General features: G+C 69.4%; 23 protein-coding genes and 1 tRNA gene. 7 read left to right on the top strand and 17 right to left on the bottom strand.

The features are described from left to right. Positions 1 to 22 precede the first annotated feature (22 nt). Positions 23 to 805, top strand: coding sequence for a class I SAM-dependent methyltransferase (locus tag ACERZO_RS09050; protein ID WP_444843216.1), 783 nt, complete (start codon positions 23 to 25; stop codon positions 803 to 805). Here the strand turns inward: ACERZO_RS09050 and ACERZO_RS09055 are convergent. From ACERZO_RS09055 to ACERZO_RS09065, 3 genes are all read right to left on the bottom strand, one after another. Then, positions 792 to 1,142: a YciI family protein gene (locus tag ACERZO_RS09055; protein WP_372664080.1), complete on the bottom strand. Its 351-nt coding sequence runs from the start codon at positions 1,140 to 1,142 to the stop codon at positions 792 to 794. The two genes, ACERZO_RS09050 and ACERZO_RS09055, sit on opposite strands and share 14 nt — an antisense overlap. A 22-nt stretch (positions 1,143 to 1,164) precedes the next feature. Continuing rightward, positions 1,165 to 2,151, bottom strand: a complete 987-nt coding sequence (locus tag ACERZO_RS09060) for an MCE family protein (protein ID WP_372664081.1) — start codon at positions 2,149 to 2,151, stop codon at positions 1,165 to 1,167. Positions 2,152 to 2,220: 69 nt separating this feature from the next. Then, the gene (locus ACERZO_RS09065) at positions 2,221 to 3,405 is read right to left on the bottom strand and encodes an FAD-dependent monooxygenase (RefSeq protein WP_372664082.1); all 1,185 of its coding nucleotides are present in this window, start codon (positions 3,403 to 3,405) and stop codon (positions 2,221 to 2,223) included. Between the two features lie 106 nt (positions 3,406 to 3,511). On the opposite strand from ACERZO_RS09065, the gene ACERZO_RS09070 reads away from it, so the two are divergent. Further along, positions 3,512 to 4,174 carry a TetR/AcrR family transcriptional regulator gene (locus tag ACERZO_RS09070; protein ID WP_372664083.1) on the top strand — a complete coding sequence of 221 codons (663 nt, stop codon included), beginning with the start codon at positions 3,512 to 3,514 and terminating at the stop codon, positions 4,172 to 4,174. Here the strand turns inward: ACERZO_RS09070 and ACERZO_RS09075 are convergent. Next, positions 4,171 to 4,446: a YggT family protein gene (locus tag ACERZO_RS09075; RefSeq protein ID WP_372664084.1), complete on the bottom strand. Its 276-nt coding sequence runs from the start codon at positions 4,444 to 4,446 to the stop codon at positions 4,171 to 4,173. The two genes, ACERZO_RS09070 and ACERZO_RS09075, sit on opposite strands and share 4 nt — an antisense overlap. Before the next feature lie 62 nt (positions 4,447 to 4,508). After that, positions 4,509 to 5,390, bottom strand: coding sequence for an SDR family NAD(P)-dependent oxidoreductase (locus ACERZO_RS09080; RefSeq protein WP_372664085.1), 882 nt, complete (start codon positions 5,388 to 5,390; stop codon positions 4,509 to 4,511). Positions 5,391 to 5,466: 76 nt separating this feature from the next. Here ACERZO_RS09080 and ACERZO_RS09085 point away from each other — a divergent pair, with 76 nt between their 5' ends. Then, a complete protein-coding gene (locus tag ACERZO_RS09085; protein WP_372664086.1) occupies positions 5,467 to 6,048 on the top strand; it encodes a TetR/AcrR family transcriptional regulator in 582 nt (193 codons plus the stop codon). Position 6,049: 1 nt separating this feature from the next. Here the strand turns inward: ACERZO_RS09085 and ACERZO_RS09090 are convergent, their stop codons facing one another. After that, positions 6,050 to 6,946 (bottom strand): MBL fold metallo-hydrolase, encoded by an 897-nt coding sequence (locus ACERZO_RS09090; protein WP_372664087.1) that lies wholly within the window; start codon positions 6,944 to 6,946, stop codon positions 6,050 to 6,052. Positions 6,947 to 7,032: 86 nt separating this feature from the next. On the opposite strand from ACERZO_RS09090, the gene ACERZO_RS09095 reads away from it, so the two are divergent. Further along, positions 7,033 to 7,911: an AraC family transcriptional regulator gene (locus ACERZO_RS09095; protein ID WP_372664088.1), complete on the top strand. Its 879-nt coding sequence runs from the start codon at positions 7,033 to 7,035 to the stop codon at positions 7,909 to 7,911. A gap of 2 nt (positions 7,912 to 7,913) precedes the next feature. Here the strand turns inward: ACERZO_RS09095 and ACERZO_RS09100 are convergent, their stop codons facing one another. The 8 genes from ACERZO_RS09100 to ACERZO_RS09135 all read right to left on the bottom strand — a co-directional run bounded on the left by ACERZO_RS09100 (position 7,914) and on the right by ACERZO_RS09135 (position 19,040). Further along, positions 7,914 to 10,526 (bottom strand): P-loop NTPase fold protein, encoded by a 2,613-nt coding sequence (locus ACERZO_RS09100; RefSeq protein ID WP_372664597.1) that lies wholly within the window; start codon positions 10,524 to 10,526, stop codon positions 7,914 to 7,916. A gap of 59 nt (positions 10,527 to 10,585) precedes the next feature. Further along, positions 10,586 to 14,626: an NACHT and WD40 repeat domain-containing protein gene (locus tag ACERZO_RS09105; protein WP_372664089.1), complete on the bottom strand. Its 4,041-nt coding sequence runs from the start codon at positions 14,624 to 14,626 to the stop codon at positions 10,586 to 10,588. A 365-nt stretch (positions 14,627 to 14,991) separates the two neighbouring features. Then, a complete protein-coding gene (locus ACERZO_RS09110) occupies positions 14,992 to 16,044 on the bottom strand; it encodes a C40 family peptidase (RefSeq protein WP_372664090.1) in 1,053 nt (350 codons plus the stop codon). Between the two features lie 315 nt (positions 16,045 to 16,359). Continuing rightward, positions 16,360 to 17,295, bottom strand: a complete 936-nt coding sequence (locus ACERZO_RS09115; RefSeq protein ID WP_372664091.1) for a M56 family metallopeptidase — start codon at positions 17,293 to 17,295, stop codon at positions 16,360 to 16,362. Beyond that, on the bottom strand, positions 17,292 to 17,654 hold the full coding sequence (locus tag ACERZO_RS09120) for a BlaI/MecI/CopY family transcriptional regulator (protein WP_372664092.1): 363 nt from the start codon (positions 17,652 to 17,654) through the stop codon (positions 17,292 to 17,294). The genes ACERZO_RS09115 and ACERZO_RS09120 overlap by 4 nt, the downstream gene beginning before the upstream one ends. 72 nt (positions 17,655 to 17,726) lie before the next feature. After that, on the bottom strand, positions 17,727 to 18,326 hold the full coding sequence (locus tag ACERZO_RS09125) for a DUF305 domain-containing protein (RefSeq protein WP_372664093.1): 600 nt from the start codon (positions 18,324 to 18,326) through the stop codon (positions 17,727 to 17,729). Between the two features lie 55 nt (positions 18,327 to 18,381). Then, positions 18,382 to 18,789: a DUF6153 family protein gene (locus tag ACERZO_RS09130; RefSeq protein ID WP_372664094.1), complete on the bottom strand. Its 408-nt coding sequence runs from the start codon at positions 18,787 to 18,789 to the stop codon at positions 18,382 to 18,384. A 178-nt stretch (positions 18,790 to 18,967) separates the two neighbouring features. Continuing rightward, a tRNA-Arg gene (locus ACERZO_RS09135) sits at positions 18,968 to 19,040 on the bottom strand. Between the two features lie 149 nt (positions 19,041 to 19,189). Here ACERZO_RS09135 and ACERZO_RS09140 point away from each other — a divergent pair. Continuing rightward, positions 19,190 to 20,290: an epoxide hydrolase family protein gene (locus tag ACERZO_RS09140; protein WP_372664095.1), complete on the top strand. Its 1,101-nt coding sequence runs from the start codon at positions 19,190 to 19,192 to the stop codon at positions 20,288 to 20,290. On the opposite strand, the gene ACERZO_RS09145 is transcribed toward ACERZO_RS09140, so the two are convergent. Continuing rightward, a complete protein-coding gene (locus tag ACERZO_RS09145) occupies positions 20,287 to 21,111 on the bottom strand; it encodes an SDR family oxidoreductase (RefSeq protein WP_372664096.1) in 825 nt (274 codons plus the stop codon). The two genes, ACERZO_RS09140 and ACERZO_RS09145, sit on opposite strands and share 4 nt — an antisense overlap. Positions 21,112 to 21,211: 100 nt before the next feature. Here ACERZO_RS09145 and ACERZO_RS09150 point away from each other — a divergent pair, with 100 nt between their 5' ends. Both ACERZO_RS09150 and ACERZO_RS09155 read left to right on the top strand, forming a co-directional pair. Further along, a complete protein-coding gene (locus ACERZO_RS09150) occupies positions 21,212 to 21,631 on the top strand; it encodes a MarR family winged helix-turn-helix transcriptional regulator (RefSeq protein ID WP_372664097.1) in 420 nt (139 codons plus the stop codon). Between the two features lie 150 nt (positions 21,632 to 21,781). Then, the gene (locus tag ACERZO_RS09155; protein ID WP_372664098.1) at positions 21,782 to 22,702 is read left to right on the top strand and encodes a cation diffusion facilitator family transporter; all 921 of its coding nucleotides are present in this window, start codon (positions 21,782 to 21,784) and stop codon (positions 22,700 to 22,702) included. Here ACERZO_RS09155 and ACERZO_RS09160 read toward each other — a convergent pair whose 3' ends face one another. Beyond that, entirely contained in the window at positions 22,703 to 23,428 is a 726-nt protein-coding gene (locus ACERZO_RS09160; RefSeq protein ID WP_372664099.1) for a DUF305 domain-containing protein, read from the bottom strand. It lies immediately after the preceding gene. Then, complete coding sequence (locus ACERZO_RS09165; protein WP_372664100.1) at positions 23,428 to 24,252, bottom strand: DUF3105 domain-containing protein; 825 nt, start codon at positions 24,250 to 24,252, stop codon at positions 23,428 to 23,430. Before ACERZO_RS09165 ends, ACERZO_RS09160 begins: the two co-directional genes overlap by 1 nt. Positions 24,253 to 24,406: the final 154 nt, after the last annotated feature.

Genomic DNA, 24,406 nt, shown 5'->3' on the forward strand with positions numbered 1-24,406 from the left:
CCGTTCACCCGTAACGGAAACCGTGAGGCGCACGCTCGGTAGGCTGCTGAACCAGGCCGCCGCGAAAGTGCACGACCCGTACACCGATCAGCTGAACCGGATGGCCGCCGAGCTCCGCGAGGAGATCATCCGCCAGGGTGACCGAGTCCTCGATCGGGTGGTGGAGTTCGAGATCCGCAGCCGCCGGGACATCGTCTACGCCGGCGACCAGGACGCCGCTCTCGAGAGCAACGTCTTCGCCCGCGAGAACCTCGTCGGCGCCCAGCACTTCGGCCGTCCCAAGGAGACACTCGAGTACGCGCTTTCCCTGGCGCCGCAAGGCGGGCTGGCACTGGAGTTCGGCGTCGCGTCCGGCAACACGCTGCGGACCATCGCCGGCGCGCGCGGGGGCCGCGAGGTCTACGGCTTCGACTCCTTCGACGGGCTGCCCGAGGCGTGGCTCAACGGCATGCCCGCCGGTGCCTTCGCCCGCGACGACCTGCCGGACGTCCCCGGCGCCGAGCTCGTCGTCGGCCTGTTCGCCGACACGCTCCCCGGCTTCCTCGAGAACCACCAGGGCCACATCGACTTCCTGCACGTCGACGGCGATCTCTACAGCTCCGCCAAGACCGTGCTCGACCTGTGCGGGCCGCGGCTGCGCGCCGGCAGCATCGTGCACTTCGACGAGTTCTTCAACTTCCCCGGCTGGAAGCGGCACGAGTACCGCGCCTGGACGGAGTACGTCGAACGCACCGGCGTCGAGTTCGAGTACGTCGCCTACACCTACAGTGACAACCAGGTCACGGTGAAGATCACGAAGCCGTAGGCGGCCCGTCGAGGATTTCGCGCAGCTCCAGCGTGCCGACCTCGGCCCACGGGTGCCGCGACGCCACCTCGACAGCGGTCGCGCGGTCCGCGCACTCGAGGATGTTGTAGCCGCCGACCTGCTCCTTCGTCTCGGCGAACGGGCCGTCGGTCAGCAGCACGTCGCCGTCGCGCACGCGGATCGTCTTCGCTTCGGCAGGCGGGCGCAGTCCCGTGCCGGCCTGTCGGACGCCCTGACGTTCGGCTTCGGCGGCCCATTCGTGGCAGCGCCGTGCCATCTCCGGACCGGCCGACGCGGCCGCGGACTCGTCGCCGCACAGCAGGAGCAGGTATCGCACGGCGCCAGCATGCCACGCGGGCTCAGCCGTGGCAGCCCTCCTCGTTGAGCGGCCCCATCGACGGCAGGATCAGCCCGCACAGGTAGCCGTCGATAAACCGGCCGTTGCCGGAGAGGTTGGTGCCGAGCCGGACCAGCGGCGCGAAACCGCGGATGCCGGCGGCGAGCGCGTCCTGGTTGCGCTGCAGCATCGACGTCAGCTGGTCGAGCTGGGTGAGCAGCGGATCCAGGCTGCTGTCGTTGTCCTCGATCAGCCCGGACAGCTCGGTCGCGAGCCGCCGCGAGCCGTCGAGCAGGGAGCTGATCGCTTGTTCCCGGTCGCTCACTTCGGACAGCAGCTGGTTGCCGTCGTTCAGAAGCCGCTGTACGGCGGCGTCGCGGTCGACGAGCGTCTGCGAGACAACCCGCGTGTTGCCCAGCAGGTTGGCGAGCTGGGAGTCGCGCGTGGCGAGCGTTTCCGACAACCGGGACAGGCCGGTGAGCGCGGCGCGGACGCTCTGCGGCGTGTCCGCCAGTGTCGTCGAGAGCGTGTCGAAGCTCTTCGCCAGCTGAGTGGTGTCGATGCGGTCCACAGTGGACGAGAGCTCGCCGAAGGCCGCGAGGATGTCGTAGGGCACAGTCGTGCGCGAGCGCGGGATGGGCTTGCCGGGATCGAGGGTTCCCTCGCCCTGCGGGTCCAGCGCGAGGTACTTCTGGCCGAGGACGGTCTTCAGCCGGATCGCCGCGCCCGTCGCGTCGCCGAGCCACGCGCCCTTGACCCGGAACGAGATCAGCACGCGGTCGCCGCGCAGCTTGACGTCGGAGACGCGGCCGACCTCGACGCCGGCGATGCGGACGTCGTTGCCCTGGAACAGTCCCGCCGCTTCGCTGAACTCGGCGGAGTAGGTCGTGCCGTCCCCGATCACCGGCAGGGAACGCGCGTTGAGCGCCGTCAGCACACCCAGGGCCAGCACGGTCAGGCCGGCGACCGCCGTCCTGACCGGGACCTCGGCGGCCCGGCGTATTGACATGGCGTAAAGAGTGACGCACACCACGCCGGGCCGCCAGCCGAGTCCCCCGATGAGACGAAGATCGCCGGCTCACGCGGACGTCAGCGCGGGGTACTCACGATATTCCAGCGCGTTGGCCGCGCGATCGGTCATCCAGGTGAACACCTTGCCGAACAGCCGCGTGCTCAGCATCCGGTAGGCGCGGTTGCGGCCGCGGATCTTCGCGGCGGTGCGCGGCGCGAGGAAGTTGCCGGAGCCCTTGCCGTTCTTCTGCCCCACCGTCGCCGGCTTGCGCAGGCGCTCTTCGTACTTCGCGAACGCCGTCACGTGGTCGCCGCCGGCCGCCGCGAGCTCGCCGGCCAGCACCTGCGCGCCCATCATGGCGAGCCCGGTGCCGGACCCGCCGGGGCCCGCGCACCAAGCGGCGTCGCCGAGCAGCACGACGCGGCCCCTCGACCAGTGGTCGAGGTGGATCTGGCTGATCGAGTCGACGTACAGGTCGTCCGCCGCGGGCAGGGCCTGGAGCAGCTTCGGCGTCTCCCAGCCCGTGTTCGCGAAGAGCTGCGAGACGAGGGCGCGCTGCTCGCCGGGGGTGCGGCGGCGGAACTCGACGCCGTCGGCGGCGAAGACCAGGCCGACGTGCAGCTTGTCCGGCAGCCGGTGGCTGCCCACGGTCAGGCCGCGGCCCGGCTCGTTGTACATCACGCTGGTGTGGTCGAGGCCGAGGTGGTTGGGCGCGGTGAACCCGGCGATGCCGAACCCGAGGTCGCGCCGGAAGTCCGCTTCCGGCCCGAACGCGGCGGCCCGCACCCCGGAGTGCACGCCGTCGGCCCCGACGACGAGGTCGAACCGGCGCGGTGCGCCCCGGCGAAAGGTGACGTCGACGCCGCCGGCGGTCTCGGTGAGGCTCGTGACGCGGTCGCCGAAGACGTATTCCGTGTATCCCTTCGTGTGTTCGTAGAGGACGCGCGCGAGGTCGCCGCGCAGGATCTCGACCTCGCCGCTCCACGCGGCGCCGGGCACGGTGAACAGGGGACGGGCGTCGGGCCCGAGCAGCGTCTGGTCGCCCATCGCGGTCTCGAACCGCCGGACGTCGTCGAGGACGCCCATGGCCCGCAGCAGCTTCACCTGCTCACCGCGGAAGTCCACGGCCTGGCCGCCGGGCCGCAGCGCGGGCGCGGTCTCGACGACGGTCACGCGATAGCCGTAGCGGTGCAGCCAGTAGGCCGCGGACGGGCCCGCGATGCTGGCCCCGGACACGAGCACTGTCTTCATCGGGTTTCCTCTCGGTCGTGGTGACCCGAGACTGCGCGGGCGCGCTGACGGTCCGCGCACGATCCGCTGACCGTTCGGCCGGTGGTGTCCGGTTCGAGTGGCTAGCATGACGCGCGTGGACCGCTCCGACGAAGGCCGGATTCCGCAGGACGGCGAGGATGCCGCCGTCGAGGCACGCATCCTGAACGCCGCCGCGCACCTCGTCGCCGACGAGGGTTTCGGCAGGCTGAAGCTCGGAGCCGTCTGCGCCCGGTCCGGCTACGCGCGGTCCGTCATCTTCCAGCACTTCGGCGACAAGGACGGGCTCGGGCGGCGGCTGGTCGAGTACGCCGTCGAGGAGTTCACCAACGCCTACAGCGAGGCCGTCGCGGCGCGGACCGGCTCGGCCACCGCGACGCCGATGGACATGCTGCGCGCGCTGCTGGACATCATCTTCGAGCTGATCCGCACGATGCCGACGCTCAACCAGGCCTTCCTGGTGCTCTGGGGCGACGCGGCGGCGGAGTACTCGGCGCTGCGCGGCGCGCTGACCGAGGCCGACCGCCGGTTCCGGTTCGCCATCGCCCAGACGCTCGCCAGCGGCGTCGCGGACGGTTCGATCACCGGCGTCCGCGACGCCGACGCGTACGCCTCGGCCATGCTGGCCCAGCTGCGCGGCATTTCGATGCAGGCGCTGATCGACCCGGACGGTATCGACCTGCGCGGCGTCCGCACCGAGCTGGAGCGCGGCATCGATCGCCTGGCGGCGGGCTTCCGCGGCAGTCTTTAAAGCGCGAAGACGATCCCCCGCAGCACGACGACGCCGATGAAGACGAGCGTGAAGGCGAGATCCAGGGAAATCCCGCCGATCCGGACAGGCCGCACGACCCGCCGGACGGGCCCGATGACCGGCTCGGTCGCCGAGTAGGCGAGACTCCGCGCGCGCCGCGCCCACGGCGGGCTGTCGGCGACCATCCCGACCCAGTCGAGCACCATCCGCGCGATCAGCACGAGCAGGTAGACGGTCAGCGCGAAGCCGAGCAGCGTCCCGAGTGCACCCATGGTTCCTCCTCCGTCCCCCTGAGAACGCGCGGGCGGGGCGGGGAGTGCCAGTTCTGTCCGATTCACAGCGTTTCAACAGGATCGAGCGCGGCCCAGAGCTCTTCTTCGCGGTCGACGTCGTAGGAATCCGGCGCGGACGGTGTGACCACGCGCCGGTCGATGTACGCGCCGGATTCGCCGGGCCGCGGCCCGAAAGCGGCGCCGGCCAGCAACCCGCCCGCCGCGGCGGCGGTCATGGCGAGCGGCGTCGCGGCGAGCGAACGCATCAGCGTGCGCGAGAGGAACCGGACCGCCGGGCTCGCTTCGCGGACGAGGCCGGTCCCGGGCACTAAGCCGGGGTTGAAGGTGTAGACGTCGACGCCGTCGGGCAGCCGCCGGGCGAGGGCGTGCACGAGGTAGACGACGGCGAGCTTGCTGGTCGAGTAGGCCCGGCGGCCGTCGGTGAAGGTCCGGCGGTCCGGCCGCGGACGGGCGAGTTCGGCGACGGGTTCCCAGCGCGGGGCGGGCACCATGCCCAGGTTGTGCCGGAAGTCGCCGAAGTGGGTGTCGCTGCCGACGAGCACGATCCGGGCGGGCGCGGTGAACCGGTCCCAGAGCAGGCGGATGAAGAGGTGGTTGGCCAGGACGTTCACCGCGAAGGTCGGTTCGAGGCCGTCTTCGGTCGCGTGGGCGCGGCTGGTCAGCTGCAGGCCGGCGTTGCCGATGAAGCCGTGCACCGGTCGATCGGCCAGCTGCCCGGCGGCCGCCCGGATCGCCGCGCTCGACGTGAGATCGCAGGTCAGGGCCGTCACGTTCGGGTTGCCGGTGCTGCGGGCCAGGTCGTCGGCGAGGTCACCGCCGCGCGCGGTCACCACGAGGTGGACGTCCGGCTGCTCGCGCAGGATCTTCTCGGCGGCGGCGCGCCCCAGCCCACGGCTCGCCCCGGTCATCAGCACGGTTTTCACGGCGTCTCCCCGAACTCGATGCCAACTGGTACTCAGTACCGTACGGGATCTGGTCCGACGTCGCTAGGATGCGCTGATGACCGACCCGCTGCCGTTGCGTGAGCGCAAGAGACGCCGTGCCCAGGAGGCGATCGTCGACGCGGCGTACGCGCTGTTCGCCGAGCGCGGCTTCGCGGACGTGACGGTGACGGAAATCGCCGAGCGCGCGGAAGTGGGCCGCACGACGTTCTTCCGCTACTTCGGCGACAAGCGCGAAGTGCTGTTCGTCGAGGAACAGAGCCTTTTGGACGCCCTGCGCGCCGACGCGACCCCGCCGGCGAAGGCACCGACGGTCCGCGAGGCACTGGAACTGGGCCGGCTGGCGGTCGGCGCGATGTGCGCGGCGGTGACGGCGGACCGGGAACGCTACCGGCTGCACGAAAAGCTGGTGGCGGAGAACGAAGAGCTGCACGACCGCAGCGAGCGGAAGCTGCTGAACCTGACCGAAACGATGGCGGACCGCTTGCGGGGACAGGGAATGCCGCCGGCGGAAGCCTCGTTGGCGGCGCACGTGGGGCTGGCGTGCTTCCGGGCGGGCCGCACTGTCGCGGGCGACGACCCCGAGTCGTTGGGTCCTGCCGTGGACGCCGCTTTCGAGGCGCTGCTGCGGGACTGGTGAGTCACCCGAGCTGACGGCGGACGGCGAACTTCGTGCCGTCGCGCCGGACTTCGACGGCGCCGGGCCCGGCGAAGTGCGCGGGGACGACGAGTTCGCCGCGGTCCGCGGCGCGTTCGAGGACGCCCATCCGGGTGGCGGCGGCCTGCACCGGGTCTTCGCAGAAGCAGCTGCTGTGCTCCGGTTCGAGGATCTGGACCGGGCTGTGCAGCAGGTCGCCGACGAACACGGCGCGGTCGTTCCCCGAGGCCACCCGCAGCACCGACGAGCCGGGGGTGTGGCCGGGCGCGGGTTCGAGGGTGAGGTTGCGGTCGATGCGGTGACTTCCCTCCCACAGCACGGCTTTGCCGAGCACGGGGGCGATGCTGTCGGCGTAGACGAGCAGGCTGCCTTCGCGGCGGAGCTGGTCGTGTCCGGTGCGCGGAGCATGACGCCGGTGGGCGTTGCGCGGGTCGAAGTACGTCTGGTCCGCGTGGGGGATCAGGTAGGTGGCGTTGGGGAAGGTGGGGACCCAATCGCCGTTGCGCAGCAGGGTGTTCCAGCCGACGTGGTCGTAGTGGATGTGGGTGTTGACGACGACGTCGACGTCTTCGGGCCGGACGCCGGCGTCGGCGAGCCGGTCGAGGAAGGGCGTCGCGAGGTGGTCGAAGAGCGGGATCTGCGGGCGGTGCCGGTCGTTGCCGACGCCGGTGTCGACGAGGACGACCCGGCCTTCGCTGCGCAGCACCCAGGTCTGCACCGCGCCGCGGTAGCCGCCGGTCTCCGCGTTCAAGTGGTCGGGCGCGAGCCAGCCGGCGTTGTCCTGCCAGAGCGCGGCCGGGCTGGGCACGATGGTCCGGGCGGGAGCGATCTCGCCCTGCCATTCGACCACTTTCACGACTTCGACGTCACCGATGTGCATGTATCCACGATGTCGTGGCCTTCTGAGCTTTTCAATGCTTCATTTGCTCAAACTGATGCGCGATCGGCTCACGGTATGGTCGTAGGGTGGACCTGTTGAGCGACGCGATCGCGGCGGTGCGCATCGGCCGGCCGACGTCGAACCGCCTGCGCGCGGGTGACGAGTGGTGCTACCGCTTCGCACCCTATGAGGGCGCGGGCTTCCACGTGCTGCTGCGCGGAAGCGGCTGGCTGATCACCCCGGACGGCTCGCCGGTCGCGTTGAGCGCGGGCGACGCGGTCCTGGTGCCGCACGGAAGCGAGCACATCCTGTCTTCCCGCCCGGACGGGTCAGGTGCGGTGCCGTTCGAAACCGCGACCGCCGAGCCCGGCGGACGCACGGAGTTCCTGTGCGGCAAGTACCGCCTGTCCCGGGGGCGCCGTCACCCGGTGCTGGCGGCGTTGCCGGAGGTGGTCCACATCCCGTCCCGGATCGGCAGCCACCCGGAACTCCGGGCGGCGATGGACCTGCTGGGCGGCGAAGTGGCCACGAACCGCCCGGGCTCGGCGACGGTGCTGACGGGCCTGCTGGACTTGTTGCTGGTCTACCTGTTGCGAGCGTGGCTGGAGCAGGACCCGGCACCGGGCTGGCCCGAGGCCCTGACCGACCCCCCGATCGCGGCGGTGCTCGAGGCCCTGCACGCGAATCCCGAGGCACCGTGGCGAATCGAGGATCTGGCAAACCGGGTAGGGCTGTCCCGGGCGACGCTGACCCGCCGTTTCACAACACTGACGGGGTACCCACCGATGGGCTACCTGACCTGGTGGCGCTTGACAACCGCGGCGCGGTTGCTGCGGGAGACAGAGCTGCCACTGCCATCGATAGCGACGAAGGTGGGGTACGGCTCACCTTTCGCGTTTTCCCACGCGTTCAAGCGCGAGTTCGGCGTCGCACCGGGCACCTACCGCGCAGCTGCCGAAGGCTAGAATCAGTCAGCGCTGAGCCGGAACCGGGAAACCAGCGACTTCCAGGTACCAGCCCCCGCGAGGTCGAGGCCAGCGCGCTGGGGATCCTCCGTGAGCCAGGCTTCGACGGCGTCGATGGCATCCAGCAGCCTCCTCGGCGTGGCAGCCGAACGTTCCGGCAGCGCGGATTTCAACGGCCAAGTTCCGTCGCCCGACTCGGGCGGTTCGGGAATCAAGGCGTCCAGGAGACACGGATGCGAAGTTGCCAGCGCGAGCAACACCGCCAGCTGCCCGTCCGCCGGGACCTCCCACCCCCTCGCCAGCCCCATGGACTTTGCGAGTAGATAGGTGTTGACGAATCGCTTCACGGCCCGCGGAGTGGCGCCGATGAGCGCGACGGTGTCCTCGACTTGAGTGATTTCGACCGGACTGACCGAAAGTCCGACGGCGCCGGGCCAAACGGGGTCCACACGGCTCGAATGCGCGAACGACTCGACCAGGTGCCGGAACTCATCCTCGTCGACTTCCGGCACCTCGACGCGTGCGCGCGTGGCGGGAGCGTCCGCGGTGGTGGCCTCGCGACGGAAGAGGTTCGGCTCCATCAAAGTGCGCAACATCCGCCGACGCGAAGATCCGCCGAGCGGCAGCACTCGGAAGGGAACCTGGAAGATCTTCTCGAGGTAGTCCTCAGGACCGGCGTCCTTGCCGGTCAGCTGTTCGTAGTGGGAGCGCAGCGAACTGGCCAGCCAATGTTCGTCGACGGCGACCACCACCACGAACAGCGGGAACGCCAGGAGCAGGTGGACCGCTTCGAGCACCTGGATCACGAGCTCGGTGGGGCAGCGGTCCAGGTCGTCGACGTACAGCACGATCCGGTCGATCGCATGCGTCTCTTGGACGGCTTCCGACCCCGGATCGTGGTGCTGCCTCGCCACGAGCTGGGAGAGCCGTTCCAGATCACGCCGCACCAGCGCCGGGATGCCGAGGTGGCGGCGGTAGTCCTCGGTGGCCAGCCGGTCGGCGAGGAACTCGCTCAGTACCCGGCGCGGGGTGGCGGCGGCGAGTTCCGCGTTGAGCTCCGCGACCTTCTCGGCCAGTTCGGCCTCTTGGGCGACCGCGGTGGCGAGCCGTATCTCGATGGCCTCCAGATCGTCGGCGGCGGTCGCCACCTTCCGATCTAGCTCGCTCCGGCGCCGGTCTGCCTCGGCGTCCAACCTTTCTTTCGCCGCGGCCACGGCTTTCGTCGCTTTCGCCACGAGGTTGACCCCGAACTTCAGGTACATCGTCGCGGTGGCCATGAGGCCGCCGATCGCGCTGATCAGCGGAGAGACGTCGAACTTCTGCAGCAGGAAGACCAGAAGCGGTGTGAACAGCACCATCCCGAGGAGAGCGAGGTTGTAGCGCCAGCCTTTTGCCCGGAGCGGGGCGAGGATCGTCCTGCCTTCGCTGAGGCTTTGCTTGGCCCGGTCGAGTTCTTCGGCGAGAGCCGATCCTTCGTCGTCGATCGCGGTGAGCCCGGCTTTTGCCAGCGCTGCCTTGATCGGTTTGAGCAGTTCACGCGACAGACGAGTGCCGGTGAGCGGATTCCGCCTTTGTTCCTCCTCGAGCCGTTGCAGGGCTGCGTCCCGCTCCGACTTCTCCTGCGTAACCGTCTCGGCCGCGGCTTCGCGGTCGCGCTCGAGTTCCCGGCGGCGGTTGTCGGCGGCGTGCCGCTCCGCTGCGGCGGTCTCGACGCGCTCGCTCCAGTACCGTTGCCGTTCGGCGAGGAGGTCGTCCGGTTCGTCGCTGGTCCGGCGAAGGTTGCGGAACAGGTGCTCGAGCAGGCTCGCCCAGAGGTTGCCGCCCACGTACTGCCAGGCGTTGAATTCGATCTGGACGACGTGCTGGTGGAACTCCGTGGTCGAGCCGAGGCGTTGCTGGGCACGGGTTTCGCGGGCCACGCGCTCGATGCGGTGCTGCAGGCCGCGCAGGAAGTAGCTCTTCCCGGAACCCCACGCGCCGAACAACCCGACCGCGAGCGGCGGCACCAGCTGCTTGGACGCGATGAGGTAGGCGAAGGCGTCGATCTCGCTCTGCACGCCGACGAGGTCCGTCTGGTGCTCGGCGAGTGGTGCCCGGTTGGCGTTCTGGTCGGGCAGGTAGGCCGGCAGCTGGATCCGCGGTTCTTGGCTCCGGAAGTTGGCCTGCAAGAAGTCGGCGAAAGAGGTGCGGCCGGCCAGGTACCGCGGGTAGGCGCGCGCGAGCGCGCCGACGTCGACTCCCTGCGCGGTGAGCTGGACTGCCACGTCGGAGTCACCGTGGAGGGTGATGCCGAAGAGATCCCGGAGCGAGATCAGTTCGCTCGCGCCGCGTTGCAGGTGGTTCAGGCCGGCCGCGACGGTGTCGTCCAGCGGGGGTAGCCCGGCGTCCGTGACGTTCTCCAGCGCGCTCGCCAGCTTTTCGGGCGTAAGGCGTGACATGCCGACCTGGGCGAGGACGGCTCCCGGCGCGATGCGGAAGTGGTCCAGCAGGATCCGGGCGGGGTTGCCGCGCAGATCGGCGAGCAGGATGCCGGCGACAAGCTCCCGGGTTCCGACGCGGGGGAGCTGAGCGGTGCCCCCGAGACGCACCTGCGCGACGGCCAGCGCCCACCGCATGGCGAGCTTGGCGGGCGCGTCCAGGTGTTCCCAACGGACGTCCTCCGAATGCGCGGCGCTCACGACAGCCTCCGGAGCTGGGGGACGTAGGCAGCGATCTCGTCGATCTCGTCGGCCTCGAACCGGCAGAGCCCGGCGGTCCACCAGATGTCCGAAGGAGTGCCTTCCAGCCGGAAGCTCCCGTCGGCCATGGTGGCGGCCCAGCCACCGGAGTCGGCGGTGAGGACTGACTGGAGCTGGCCGGTGGGGATGTTCCACACCTCGATGGCTCTGCGGCGGCCGGCCGCGGCCAGCAGCCTTCCGTCCGGGGAAGCCGCCAGCTTGGTCGCGTACCCGGTGCGGAGTTCGAGCGAACGCAGAACTTGCCCGGAGAGGGGGTCGAAGACCTCGATGACGCGGTTCCGCCCGGCGACCGCCAGCCAGCTGCCGTCGGGCGGGGTGGCGAGAGCTGTGGCCCAGCCGGTGTTTGACGCAAAGGTGATGAGATCGGCTCCGGTCAGCGGATCCCACAGGGTGACGGTCTGTGTCTGGCCGGCGGAGGCAGCCCACCGCCGATCAGCGGGCGCCGCCCAGTGCAGGACTCTGTCCGGAGAGACGGACCACGTACACAGCACATCTCCCGTTTCGGTGTCGACACGAACTATTTCGCCTGCTTCGTTGATGAGTAACAGCCACTCGGAAGTCGGGCCGAAGTTGTACGTCACGAGGCGGTCGCTGGATGTGTACAAGGGCTTCACGTCTTTGCCGAGGGTGTCGTCGAGCTTCCACAGACAAATCGAACGCCCCTCCTCGACAACGGCCAGCATTCGTCCATTGGGCGAGAGTGCAGCACTGGTGGCGTCCTTGAACCGAGGAGTCGGGATGCGATTGCCGCCGGCGGTGATGTCCCAGATGTGGATGTCGCTGGTCTTGGGACCGCTCAGGTCGACAGCGGCCATGTGATCCCCACGGTGATCCGTGGTGATCGATGCCCATCCACCCCTTGTTTTACTTACCTCGCGGACCATGACCTGACGAACCAGATCCCAATTGCGTAGTCTTGAGTATCGTTCACCTACGGTCAACAGTGACCTGTGGGGGTGAGCGCGCATGGTGCTGACCGGGATTCGGGCACCGAGGTGTACTCGTTGCGTGCTCTCGTCCGCCAGGTCGAAGAAGTGCAGGGCGATTCCCCACGCACTGGTTGTCGCCAGCCATTCTCCGCCGGGGGACGCCACCATGTCCCTCGAGCTTTCGTCACCCTGCCAGCTCGACCGGGTAATTACGGTGCCATTGACATCCAAGATTGTCACGTACTCGTCGGTTCGGACCGCGAACCAAGCGGCGTCCGGGGCTGACGTCACCGCTCTGATCTTTTCGTTGGGAATGTCGTATTCCCAATGTGGTTCTCCCGATCGTACGTCCCAGTTGGTCAGCTTTCCGTCCGGCGTCGTGATGGCAAGCCACTCTTTGCAGGCAGTAGCAAGGAAAACCGGTGGATGGCCTGGTTTTCCTTTGCTGAAGCGAAATGAACGAATCGGATGCCCGGTGGCGGGGTCCCAAATTTCTGCGGTTCCGTCGGAGCGGGTGGCGGCGATCCAGCTGCCGTCACTGGACGTTGTCAGAGTGGTTGCCGGTGCGGAAGTGCCGGGAAGCGTGCGGATTACCCTCCCGGTTGTCGGATCCCAGAGCTGGATGTCCGCGTTCGCGGCGAAACCGGCAAGCCATTGCCCCTTGGGGTCGGCGACCAGGCTCACGGACCCGCGTCCGCCTGCGATCGTCGTCTGGACGCTTCCCGTCTGGAGGTCCCAGACGGTGATGCGGCCTCCTCGCGTGGCTGTTGCAAACCACGTGCCGTCGCGGGGCCCGACGAGCGCGGCGATGCGGGCCGGGTGGCCCGCCAGAGTTCGGATGGTCCGTCTGGAACTGACGTCGAGGATCCGTAGTGTGCCGTCGGCCCCGCCAAGCGCGATCAAGGTGCCATTCGCCAGAGTGGCAAACCCGGTCGCCAGGAATCGGTCCTCGAACTCCGGGGTGGGCACGGTGCCGGGGAGTGCGGCCCCGAGAGTGCTCGCCGCCGCCAGCTGGGCAGGGTCCACCTTGGCGCCGAGAAGAACCGCGCGGTCGAACACCGCGCCGTCCAGCTTGGCTCGGCGAAGGTCCGCGCCGAGCAAGCGCGCGCCGCGCAGGTTCGCGCCGCGTAGATCGGCTCCGAAAAGATCGACTCCGTCGAGTCGAGCCGCCGGCAGCTGCGCCCCGCTCAGGTCTGCGCCGGACAGGGCGGCTGGGAGTACTGCGCCGTCGAGCAATGCTCCGCTTAGCTGCGCGCCGGTCAGGTCCTGTCCGGTGAGGTCCTGGCCGCGGAGGTCCTGGCCCTCGTAGTTGGCGATGCCGCCGAGGTGGGTTTTTGTGCGCTGGAGGATCAAAGAGGCGTTGGCCTTCGCCCACGAGCCCGGTTCGGTCCCGTCGAGGGCGACCCGCAGCGCCCAGCGGGCCAATGGTTCGACGCCGGCGAGGTCGCGAAGAAAGTCCGCCGTTGGCACCGTCAGCGGGTTCTCGGCGAGCAGCTGATGTGCGCCCTCGGGGTCGCTCTCCAGCTTCTCCCGTAGCTCGTCGGCGACGAACCATTCGAGCACCGACTGGTGGATGAACTCGAATTCGTCGTCGTCGCGGACCAGGACTGTGCCAGAGCCGATCACGTGCGTTGCTTCGCCGGGTTGGGTCTGCCACGCCGCGAGATCGGTGATGCCTTCGGCGAACTCGCCGAGTTCGGTCAGTGGCACGCTTGCCCGGCCGGTGCGCCAGAGGAACACCGCGAGCTTGCGCAGCGCGTCGCGGCGCCGGATCGCACTCAACGGCTCGGCGCCCCCCGGTGCGGACTGGCGGTGCTCTTCGTGCTCCAGCCAGTCGGTCAGGAGAGTCTCGTACAACCGGCCGGCGGTCATCGGTTCCGTCTCGGAACCGGTCGAAATCAGGCGCGCGAGGCCATCGCGGCGGCTCATGAGGAACGTCAGCATCCGCGGGTTCGACGTGAGCTCCGGCAGATTGGGGACCGTCTCCAGATCGCGCAGGAACGTTCCGGCGTCTGCGTCGAGTGTCTTCGTTACCAGGTCGCGGCGTTGGCCGTTGTCCAGAGGGAACAGCCGGAGGATGCGGGCGCCGGGCAGCTGCCGCGCGTCGCGGCCGAGTTCGTTGAGGACGTCCCGGTCGGTGGCGAAATGCTGCGAGCGGCTGGTGACGACCACCTTCGCGACGCCTTCGGCCGCCTGCCGCAGAGTCTCGAAGTGCTGTTTCACCCGGTCGTAGGTGGGTCGCTGGGCTAGTTCGTCGAACCCGTCGAACAACAGCACGATCCGGCCCTCGCGCAAGAGGTAGCGGAAGGAGGGCGCGTGGAACGACTCGCGGGGGTTGTGCCGCGCCATGTGCTGGGCGATCAGCTCGTCAAGCCGGCGGCCCTTCTCGAGGTCGCGCATCGTCACCAGGACCGGGATCCGGTCCGGCTGGGTGGCCAGTTCCCGGGTCAGGAATCGGATGAGGAACGTCTTCCCGGTGCCGAAGTCCCCCAGGACCAGCACGAACCGGGGCTCTTCGGTGTCGAGCCAATCGAGAACCTGCGCGGCCGCATTGGCTTCGCCGGGTTCCTTGCCGAGCAGCGCCCACCTTTTGTCGACGTGCCGGTCCAGGGGGTACGCGGCGTCCTTGAGGAGGCGTTCGGCCTGTTCCCGGAGGTAGGACGAGTAGTTCCACAGAGTGTCCTGGTACCCGGTGAAGGAACGTACCCTGATGCGGTGGTCGCGCGCGGCTTCGATGATCGCGTGGCCGGGTTGTTCCCCTCGGAAGACGAGTTCCCGGGGCGAGCGTACTTCGTCGTGCTCGTCGAAGAACCGGGCGAATCGTGCCACCGTGTCTGCGTCGACGGGGCCGTCGTGTGTGCCGACGATGGCGTGCTCGGTGAAGTAGTTGTCCCCGTAGGAAACGCGGACGTAATTGATCCGGCACCCATCGCGCTCGGTTTCTTCTTCACGAGCGTCCGCGCCCGGATGATCTTGTTTCGCCCAGTACAGCCGACAGACCTCGGCGACACGCGTCAAAAGATCATCTATGCGGTCCTCGGCGTCCAAGATTTCCCCTCAACATCCGCAGATGCGGCGGAATGCTAGCAGCCCTCAGATGCGCACCGCCGAAAACAAGTAACTGGCGGGTAGCGATTCCCGGAGCTGCGAATACGCAATCCGGCGACCCTGACATCGGAGACCGGCCCAGGTGAGGGAGGCAGAGACATGTCCACGCGTTCCGCGGACACCTCGGGTATCTCGGGTGTCTCGGCAGGCACGATGCAGATGGTCCCGCCGCTGACCGGAAGTTTTCAGCGGCGTGGAGGACCGCAGGCGACCCGACCGCGTGACAGGTCATGGTTTCCGCGCTGCCGACGGAACCGGGGCGGCATCGCACGCGCGCGATACCGCCCCGGCGTCGTTCCGCGAACTCAGGCCGTGGGGCGGGTCGCTCCGGCGTACTGGCTCTGCAGCGGCGAGATCTTCACGACGTCGCCGCTGGTCGGGGCGTGGACCATCTTGCCGTCGCCGATGTACATGCCGATGTGGGACACCGGCGAGTAGTAGGCCACGAGGTCACCGGGCTGCAGCTGGTCGCGCGGCACCGGGGTGCCGAACTGGGCCTGCGACGCGGAGTTGCGGGGCAGCGTGATGCCGGCCTTCGCGTACGCCCAGAGCATCAGGCCCGAGCAGTCGAACGAGCCCGGCCCGGTCGCGCCCCAGACGTAGGGGCTGCCGAGCTTGCTCAACGCCGCGTTGACCGCGGTCTGGGTCGCCGCCGTCGGGGCCTTGACGTTCGGTGCCTTCCCGCCGGTATCCCGCTGTGCGGCCTTGTCGGCGGCGCTCAACGTCTTGTCGGCGGCCTTGACCTGCTCGATCTGGTCGTTGAGCGTCTTCTGCTTGGCCTTGATGTCTTCGGTCAGCTTGGCCGCGGCGTCGCGGGCGTCCTGGGCCCGTTTGGCGGCGTCCGCGGCCTTGTTGGTGGCGTCGGTGGCCTGCTGGACGGCCGCGGTGAAGTTGCTCATCGCGGCGTTCTTGTCCGTGGCCAGCACCTCGAGCGCCGAGGACCGGTCGAGGAAGTCCTGAGTGGACGTGCCGGAAAGCAGTGCCGACAGCTTGTTCAGCTGGACGCCGCTGGTGAACGAGGCCCCGGCGAACCGGCTGACTTCGGCCTGGAACTTCTTCTGGTCTTCGGTGGCCTTGGTGCCTTGCTCCTTCGCCGCGTTGACGTCGTTGGTGGCCTTGTCGAGCTCGCCTTGCTTGGCCGTCAGGTCGTCCTGCGCCTTGAGCAGGTCTTCGTTGAGCTTTTCGGCCTGTGCCGCGAGGTCGCGGTACTTGGCCAGCGCGTCCGACCCGGAGGGCGGAGCTTGCAGGAAGGGGACTGGGGCGGCGGTGGCCGTGGGCTGGGCGGCGGTGATCACGAGGATCACCGAGGTCGCCGCGAGGATGCCCGAGACCACCCGCCTGATGGGCTGCGACTGCACGGTCGCGCGGGTCTCCTTTGCTCGTTGTCCGCCGGCCGGAACCAGGCCGCGTTCTTCCGCAACAGGATGAGGCTCGCGGTGTGGGTTCCGGTCTCCGGCTCCCGACAAAGCCGGGCCGGCGTGATCCCGCGTCGCCGTCCGGTCGACGGCAGCTGCCGCGAGATCTCGGCCAGGCTACGAAAAGACTTCGGCCGCGTCTACCTTCCGGGGCGAGAAACCCGTCACGTTCTGCTATCGCGCATAGTACTGTCCGCTATCCACGGTAGTAGGTCGCCGATTCGTTGTCCTTCTTGACATCAAGGTCGGCGACCATCCTTAGTGGACGCAGGTGAGGAGACTCCCGCCCACGACGAGGATCAGCGCGACCGCCGCCGGGGCGAGGAAGGCCGCGATGCCGCCGGCGACCGCGGACGTCAGCCGTCGCCGTGGCGATTCGCTGTCGAGCCGGCTCAGGCGGATGGCGGTGTCGCCACCCGCCATGGCGAGGGCACGCGGTGGCCCGTCCCCCGCGCGGATCGCCAGGATCGCCGAGCGGAGCGGCTCGCGCCCGTGGTGGGTGGCCGCCACCTGATCGGCAGCGAGTTCGACGAGCAGGCGCACGGCAGCGGGCAGCCGCCGCATCAGCGGCACGAAGGGCAGTGTCCGGCCCAGCACCTCCGACCAGCCGGTGAGCAGGTGGTGGTGGCCGTGGACGTGCGCTCGCTCGTGCGCGAGGACCGCCCCGAGCTCGCGGCTCGTCAGCCGGGCCGCGAGGCCGTCGCTGGCGACGACCAGGGCCTGCCGGCCGCCGAGGCTGTAGGCGATCGGCTGGTCCTCCGGGAGCCACAGCGTGGGGATCGGCCGGGCGTCGCGGGTGCCGGTGAGCCGCAGTGCTGTCAGGTGGCGTTCGTGCAGGACGTTCCGCCGTCGACGGCGCCCGAGCCAGGTCAGTGCCAGCCGGCTCGTCGCGGCAGTCAGCACGAGGCCCGCGAGGGTGCCGGTGACGGGGTCGAGTGCGGGCAGGTCGTCGTGGTTGACGGTCGTCCAGCAGTCGTGGAGCGCCCGGATGATCGCGTCCGCGGGCCCGTGCCCGGGCAGGACGAGCAACAGCACCCCGGCGACCGCCGCGGAGACCACGCCGCCGGCGGTCAGCAGCCACCACGCGAGCACCGCGCGGGGATCGGCCTTCGTCGCGGGCGACCGGCCGAGCAGCCACGGTGCTCCCCAGCCGATCGCGACGCTGCCGAGCAGCAGGGCCGCGGCGAGGATCATCGTTTCTTCGGCTTCCGGCGCAGCGCCTTCCGGAGGACGTCCGACTCTTCCTCGGTGACCGTGCTGACGAAGTGCAGCAGAACCGACTCGCGGTCGTCGACGGAATCGAGGACTTCGCGCAGGCTCCGTGCGGTGGCTTCCGCGCGGGTGGTGACGGCGCTGTAGCGGTAGGCGCGGTTCTCCAGCTCGCGGACGACCCAGCCCTTGCGGTGCAGGTTGTCCAAGACCGTCATGACCGTGGTGTAGGCGAGGTCGCGGTGCCGGTTGAGCACGTCGAGCACCTGACGGACCCGCATCGGTTCCGTCGCATCCCAGAGCACGTCCATCACCGACGCCTCAAGCTCGCCCAAGCCCAGCATGGCACCTCCGCGGGCCAGGATACGTTCCGCGGCGTGGCCGGGGCGGCACCCGGCCGCCCCGGCCACCCGGGCTCAGCTCTGCGTGAGCAAGCCCTGCATCTCGGTGATCTCGGCCTGCTGGGCATCGATGATCTTCTGCGCCAGCGCCTTGACGGCGGCGTCGCCGCCCTTGGCGAGTTCGGTCTTGGCCATGTCGATCGCGCCCTGGTGGTGCTTGATCATCATGTCCAGCCACATCTTGTCGAACTCCGCGCCCTTGGCGGCCTCGAGCTGCTTCAGGTCGGTGTCGGACATCATGCCGGGCATCGACCCGCTCATGCCCGGCATCGGCTCGTGGGACATCCCCGGCATGCTGGGCATGCCGGCGCCCCAGGTGGTCAGCCAGCCGCGCATCTGCTGGATCTCGGGGTCCTGGGCCTTTTCGATCCGGCTCGCGAGGTCGAGCACCTTCGGGTTGGTGCTGCGCGAGGGGACGAGCTTCGCCATGTCGAGCGCCTGGCTGTGGTGCGGGATCATCTGCTGGGCGAACGTGACGTCGTCGGCGTTGTGGCCGGCGTCCGCTTGCGCCGACGGGCCGGAGTTCATCCCGGGCATGGAGTCATTGCCGCTACAGGCGCCGAGCAGGACGGCGGAGGCCAGCACGAGGCCCGAGATGATGAAGTTTTTGCGCATGACAGATCTTTCTCTGTGGATGTGCCTGATTCGACGGTCGGGTGAAACCGCTTGATCAGGTCCGCAGAACGCACAGAGAAGTCAGGATGGCGCGGCCGTTTCCGTCCGGCGGACGTCCTCGGCTCGGTGAGCCGCGGGAGTTCGTCGCCCGGGAGAACGTCGTGGTGAACCACGAGGTACCCAGCAGGAGAAAGACGGTCAGCAGAAAGGCACCCGCCGCGCACAAGACGGCGAGGCAGAGGTGGAGGATGTCGTGCAGGCCGCCCGGCATGCCCGGATCGTGTTCGCCGGAGCCGGTTTCCGGCGGAGCGGTGGCTGCCTGCGGGGCAGGGGCCGACATGGCGTGCATCGCCGTGCCGCCGGCGGCGTTCGCCATGCCGACGTGGTGCATGGCGACGACGCCCAGAGCGAGCGCGCACAGGAGGAGAACCTGCTGCACCTTCCCGAGCCGGGTCGCCGTCACGATTTCACCGTATCAACCACGGGCGGTCTTCTACTACCTGGTGTAGTAGCTGCTCGCGGCAGATATGACACGGCGTGGTGCTGGGGGAGAGTGCGGCGCGCGAACGCGACTCATCGATGACAGCCTGGCCAGACAGTGGCGATTTTGGCCGCAGCATCTCGCGGGACCGTTTGTGAAGTGCCCTCGGCAGGATTCGAACCTGCGACACCTGCCTCCGGAGGGCAGTGCTCTATCCCCTGAGCTACGAGGGCCCATCGCTGGGCGACTCGGAAAGCTTAGCGCATCGCGACGCCCCCTCGCGCGCAGGTGGTCCGACTGGGGAAACCGCTGGTCAACGGCCTGAAGTTGATCGGCTTGCCGGACCGTCGCTAGCGTGGGAAGCCCACCTGAAGGAGCCGAGATGGTCAAGCCGTTCCAGGTGTCTCTCGATGAGGCCGATGTTGCCGATCTGCGGGAGCGGCTTCGGCGGACTCGGTGGCCCGAGGCCGAGACCGTCGGGGACTGGTCTCAGGGCGTTCCCCTCGACTACGTGCGTGAACTCTGCCGGGATTGGGCCGAAGAGTACGACTTCGGGTTCGCCGGCCGGCTCAACGCCTTCCCGCAGTTCCGGGCCGATGTCGACGGCGTCGGCCTGCACTTCGTGCACCTGCGGTCGCCTGAGGCTGATGCCTTGCCGCTCGTGCTCACCCATGGCTGGCCTGGTTCCGTCACCGAGTTCCTCGACGTCTTCGGGCCGCTCAGCGACCCCGCCAAGTACGGCGGTGACCCCCGCGACGCCTTCCACGTCGTCGCTCCGTCGCTGCCCGGGTTCGGGTGGAGTGACAAGCCCGCTTTGAAGATCGCGCGGGTCGCCGAGCTCTTCGACCTGCTCATGCAGGAACTCGGCTATGACCGCTACGGCGCCCAGGGCGGCGACTGGGGCGCTGCCATCACCAACGCCCTCGCGCGGTCCGGGCGGGTGGCCGGGGTGCACGTCAACTTCGCGCCCGTGCGCATGACCCTGGACGATCCGACGCCCGAAGAGCGCCGGGCGCTCGCCGACCTCGAGGAGTTCCGGCGGAGCGGGAGCGGCTACTCCGCGCAGCAGGGCACGCGGCCGCAGACGCTCGGCTACGGACTCACCGACTCGCCCGCCGGGCAGGCCGCCTGGATCGCCGAGAAGTTCTGGGCCTGGACCGACAACAAGGGGCACCCGGAGGACGCCGTCGACCGGCAGAAGATCCTCGACGACATCTCCGTCTACTGGTTCACCGCGACGGCGGCTTCGTCGGCGCGGATGTACTGGGAGAACAACGACCGGGACCTGTCCACTGTGGACGTGCCGGCCGGGGTTTCGGTGTTCCCGCGCGAGATCGTGCGGCCGTCGCGGCGGCAGGCCGAGCAGCGCTACACCGACCTGCGGTGGTTCGAGGAACTGCCCGTCGGCGGGCACTTCGCCGCGCTGGAGCAGCCCGAGCTGTTCGTCGAGCAGGTCCGCGGCTTCTTCCGGCTGGTGCGCTAGGCGAGCCAGCCGGTCGTCAGGCGCTGGACGGCCGAGCCGTCGCGGTCGGCGAACTTGAGCCCGGTGAACTCCTCGGCCTGCTTCGACGTCTGGATGCGGAACGCGGGCGACTCGGCCGTCATCGCGCCCAGGATGACCTCGGCGACCTCGTCGGCCGTCTGGGCGCCCTCGAACGAGTTCGTGACGTTCGCGATGTACTTCCGCAGCGACTCCGCGTAGGGGCCGGCGTCGGCGAACAGCCGCTCGTCGACGCCGATGTTGTTCACGAACTCCGTCGCGACCGCGCCCGGCTCGACGACGCACACCGTGACGCCCTGGGCCGCCGCGACCGGCGCGAGGGACTCCATCAAGCCCTCGACGGCGAACTTCGCCGCGCAGTAGGCCTCGTTGAACGGCTGGCCGACCGCGCCGCCGATGCTGGTCACCGTGATCACGCGGCCGCCGCTCGCGCGCAACGCCGGCAGCGCGGCCTTCGTCGTCTCGACGACTCCGAAGAAGTTGACCTCCATGGTCTCGCGCACCGCGGAGACCGGTTCCTGCTCGAGCGTGCCGATGTGGCCCGCGCCGGCGTTGTTGACCAGCACGTCGAGCCGGCCGTAATCGGCGAGGACGCCCTCGACCGCCGCGCGGACCGAAGCGGGATCGGTCACGTCCAGGGGGCGGATGTCCAGGTCGACGCCGGCTTCGCGCAGGCGGTCCGCGCGGGCGGGATCGCGCAGGGTGGCGACGGTCCGGAAGCCCGCGCGGGCGGCCCGGACGGCGGTGGCGAGGCCGATGCCGGTGGACGTGCCGGTGATCAGGGCGACGCGGTCGGTGCTCATCTGGGAACCTCGATGTGCTTCAGGTGGATGATGGTTAATGGAGTGAACTAAATGACTATAGGCATTGATGGTTCATGCAGTCAACTACTACGCTCGGACGATGAGCTCTGACCCGATCACCGACGACGTCGTGGCCCTGCTCGCGCGGATCGTCGACCGGTTCGTCGGCTCGTACGAGTCCGCGGCCGCCGCGCAGGGGCTGACGACCGTGCAGGCCAAGGTGCTCGCGGCGTTGAAGGAGCCGCTGCCGATGCACCGGATCGCCGAGCAGCTGAAGTCGGAGCGCTCGAACGTGACGGGGATCATCGACCGGCTCGAAGCGCGCGGCCTGGTCGAGCGGCGGCCCGGCGAGCGCGACCGGCGGGTCAAGAACATCGTGGCCACGCCCGCGGGAGCCCTGCTGGCGCGCGACTTCCGGCGCTCGCTGGGCTTCGCGGCCGAACCACTCGCGGCGCTGGGTCCGGACGACCGCGTGCGGCTGCGCGACCTGCTGCGGCGGATCGTCGACGTCGAAGCGTGACGGGTCCGGTCGCTGGGAAACCCCGGCTGGTGGATAGGTGAGCGCTGTTCCGGGTAGTAGCTTTCGGGTGGGTGAACTTAGGGTGCCCTCTATTGCACATATGCGCATCCGACTATATGTTTGGCCTCGACGGTGAAGATCGGAGGCGGAATGGGACACGGCCACGGACACGGGCACACGAGCGCGCCGGCGAGCGCCTCGGGCCGGTACGTGCGGAGCCTGGCCATCGCCCTCTGCGTCGGCGCCGGCTTCATGGTGCTGGAGTTCGTCGTCGGCTTCACGACCGGCTCGCTGGCCCTGATCTCCGACGCCGCGCACATGTTCACCGACGTCCTCGGGGTCGGCATGGCGCTGACCGCGATCGTCCTCGCGCGGCGCACCGGCCCCACGGTCAGCCGCACCTTCGGGCTCTACCGCGCGGAGGTCCTGGCCGCGCTGGCCAACGCGGTCCTGCTGTTCGGCGTCGCGGGGTACGTCCTGGTCGAGGCCGTCGGCCGGATCGGCGACCCGCCCGCGGTGCCCGGCCTGCCCGTGCTGTTGGCCGCGACGGCCGGCCTCGCCGCCAACATCGTCTCCTTCGCCGTCCTGCGGTCGGGGGCCAAGGAGAGTCTCAACGTCCGCGGCGCGTACCTCGAGGTGCTGGCCGACCTGATCGGCTCGGTCGGCGTGCTGGTCAGCGGCGCGCTGACGCTGCTGACGGGCTGGCGCTACGCCGACCCGATCATCGGCGTCGCGATCGGGCTGTTCGTGCTGCCGCGCACGTGGACGCTGGCCCGGCGAGCGCTGCGCATCCTCTTCCAGCACGCGCCCCAGGGCGTCGACGTCGGCGCGATCAACGCCGAGCTGGCCGCGCTGCCGGGCGTCGCGGACGTGCACGACCTGCACGTCTGGACGCTGACTTCGGGCATGGAGGTGGCTTCGGCGCACCTGACGCTGGCGCCGCCCGCGAAGCAGTCCGACGTGCTGACGGAGGCGCAGAACCTGCTGTCTTCGCGCTACGCGATCGAGCACGCGACGCTGCAGGTGGAGGCGCCGCAGTGCGCGCGCCGGTGCCAGGAGCTGTCCTGGTAGCTACGCCGGGAGCGGCTGGGCGCCCCGGCCCGAAAGCATCAGCTTGATCTGGTCCATCTCGGCGCCCTGCGAAGCCAGGATGCTGTTCACCAGCGCCTTCAACGCCGGCAACGTCGAGTGCGCCGCCGCGTACTGGGCCATCGACGTTCCGCCCTCGTGGTGGCGGAGCATCAGCTGCAGGAAGTAGACGTCGAACTCGCGGCCCGACAGTGAGCGCAGCTTCTTCAGGTCCGTGTCCGTCGCCATGCCCGGCATCAGCGCGCCGCCCGACGGGTTGACCGAGGACGTGCCCATCGACATGCCGTCGTGGCCCGTCATCGGTTCCGTCATCCACTTCATCGGCGCGCCGATCGCCTGCTCGGGCTGGTCCCACAGCATGAGCCAGCCCTTCATGCGGCCGACCTGCTCGAGCTGCGTGCGCTCGATGTCGAACGACAGCTGCTTGATCTCCGGGTCGGTCGTGCGGTCGCGGGCGATGCCCGCCATCGTCACCGCCTGGAGGTGGTGCGTCGACATGTCCTGGGCGAAGCCGACCTCGACCGAACCGGCGGCCGGGGTGGCCGCCGTTCCGGAGTCGTCGACGGTGCGGGTCAGGAACATTCCCGCCGTCGCACCGATCAGCAGGACCGCCAGCAGCGTCCCGCCGATGATCACCCAGCGCGACCACGTCGGCTGCTCGGTGACCTCTTCCGTGTCGAAGTCGGTGTCGAGGTCGGCTTCGGCCATCACTTGGTCGGGGTCGCCGAAGCCGGGGCGGACGACGCGGGCGCGGACGCCGGCGCGGAGGAAGCGGGCATGCCGCCCTCACCCTGCGCGGCCGTGCTGCCCTTGTAGTCCATCGGCTTGGCGTCCGGGCCCGGCTTCGACGCGTCGAACGGCGGCGGGTTGTCCGGGTCGAACTGGCCGGGGACGGCGTCGCAGGACGCGCCGACCTCGGGGTAGACGCCGTTCGGGTTGCTCCGCAGCGCGGCGATGAACTCGTCGATGCGCGCGTCGTTGGCGTCGTCCAGCTTCAGCTGGTGGCCCCACGACTGCAGCGAGATCGGCTTGTCCAGGCCCGGGTACGGCGACATCATCGTGAACGGCTTGTCCTTGGCGCGGACGCTCAGCAGGTTGAGCGCCTCGCCGGTGACCTGCTGCGGGTTGTAGGCGATCCAGACGGCGCCGTGCTCGAGCGCGTGCACCATGTTCTCGGTGCGGACGGCGGTCGGGTAGACGATGCCGGTGCAGGTGGCCCACGTCTGGTCGTGCGGGCCGCCGAACGGCGGGGTCTTGTCGTAGGCCACGCGCTCGGTCGGGAGGACGTGCACGCTGCCGGTGTAGGTCGCGGTCACGACGCCCGGGATGCGCTTCGACGGGTCCGGGTCCTGCGCGCTCGGCGCGAACGACGCGGCGGCGGCCTCGCGGTCGGCCTGCTCACGCTTCGGCGCGGACTTCACCATGTAGTAGGTGATCACGGCGCCGAGCAGGGCCACGATGGCCACGACGGCGATGATCGTGCCCCACGGCGTGCCCTTCTTGCTCACGACGGAACCGCGGGCCGCCTTCACGGCCGACCCCTTTTTCTTAGTTGTCCGGTTCGCCATGGCTCCCGCGTTCTCCCTCTGGTGGCTGCGGACGGATTCCCGCCCGGGCCAGTGTAGAGACCGTGCGTCTGATCACCGTTAACGCCTCACACACCCACCCGCCGTGACGTCGCCGAGA

It is taken from the genome of Amycolatopsis kentuckyensis (genome assembly GCF_041679295.1).
Taxonomy (GTDB): domain Bacteria; phylum Actinomycetota; class Actinomycetes; order Mycobacteriales; family Pseudonocardiaceae; genus Amycolatopsis; species Amycolatopsis kentuckyensis_A.

Excerpts from the sequence above, each read along its gene's own strand:
- ACERZO_RS09060 (WP_372664081.1), bottom strand. The coding sequence starts at position 2,151 with ATGTCAATACGCCGGGCCGCCGAGGTCCCGGTCAGGACGGCGGTCGCC.
- ACERZO_RS09065 (WP_372664082.1), bottom strand. The coding sequence starts at position 3,405 with ATGAAGACAGTGCTCGTGTCCGGGGCCAGCATCGCGGGCCCGTCCGCG.
- ACERZO_RS09070 (WP_372664083.1), top strand. The coding sequence starts at position 3,512 with ATGACGCGCGTGGACCGCTCCGACGAAGGCCGGATTCCGCAGGACGGC.
- ACERZO_RS09075 (WP_372664084.1), bottom strand. The coding sequence starts at position 4,446 with ATGGGTGCACTCGGGACGCTGCTCGGCTTCGCGCTGACCGTCTACCTG.
- ACERZO_RS09085 (WP_372664086.1), top strand. The coding sequence starts at position 5,467 with ATGACCGACCCGCTGCCGTTGCGTGAGCGCAAGAGACGCCGTGCCCAG.
- ACERZO_RS09090 (WP_372664087.1), bottom strand. The coding sequence starts at position 6,946 with ATGCACATCGGTGACGTCGAAGTCGTGAAAGTGGTCGAATGGCAGGGC.
- ACERZO_RS09100 (WP_372664597.1), bottom strand. The coding sequence starts at position 10,526 with ATGCGGTGGGCGCTGGCCGTCGCGCAGGTGCGTCTCGGGGGCACCGCT.
- ACERZO_RS09115 (WP_372664091.1), bottom strand. The coding sequence starts at position 17,295 with ATGATCCTCGCCGCGGCCCTGCTGCTCGGCAGCGTCGCGATCGGCTGG.
- ACERZO_RS09120 (WP_372664092.1), bottom strand. The coding sequence starts at position 17,654 with ATGCTGGGCTTGGGCGAGCTTGAGGCGTCGGTGATGGACGTGCTCTGG.
- ACERZO_RS09125 (WP_372664093.1), bottom strand. The coding sequence starts at position 18,326 with ATGCGCAAAAACTTCATCATCTCGGGCCTCGTGCTGGCCTCCGCCGTC.
- ACERZO_RS09140 (WP_372664095.1), top strand. The coding sequence starts at position 19,190 with ATGGTCAAGCCGTTCCAGGTGTCTCTCGATGAGGCCGATGTTGCCGAT.
- ACERZO_RS09145 (WP_372664096.1), bottom strand. The coding sequence starts at position 21,111 with ATGAGCACCGACCGCGTCGCCCTGATCACCGGCACGTCCACCGGCATC.
- ACERZO_RS09150 (WP_372664097.1), top strand. The coding sequence starts at position 21,212 with ATGAGCTCTGACCCGATCACCGACGACGTCGTGGCCCTGCTCGCGCGG.
- ACERZO_RS09155 (WP_372664098.1), top strand. The coding sequence starts at position 21,782 with ATGGGACACGGCCACGGACACGGGCACACGAGCGCGCCGGCGAGCGCC.
- ACERZO_RS09160 (WP_372664099.1), bottom strand. The coding sequence starts at position 23,428 with ATGGCCGAAGCCGACCTCGACACCGACTTCGACACGGAAGAGGTCACC.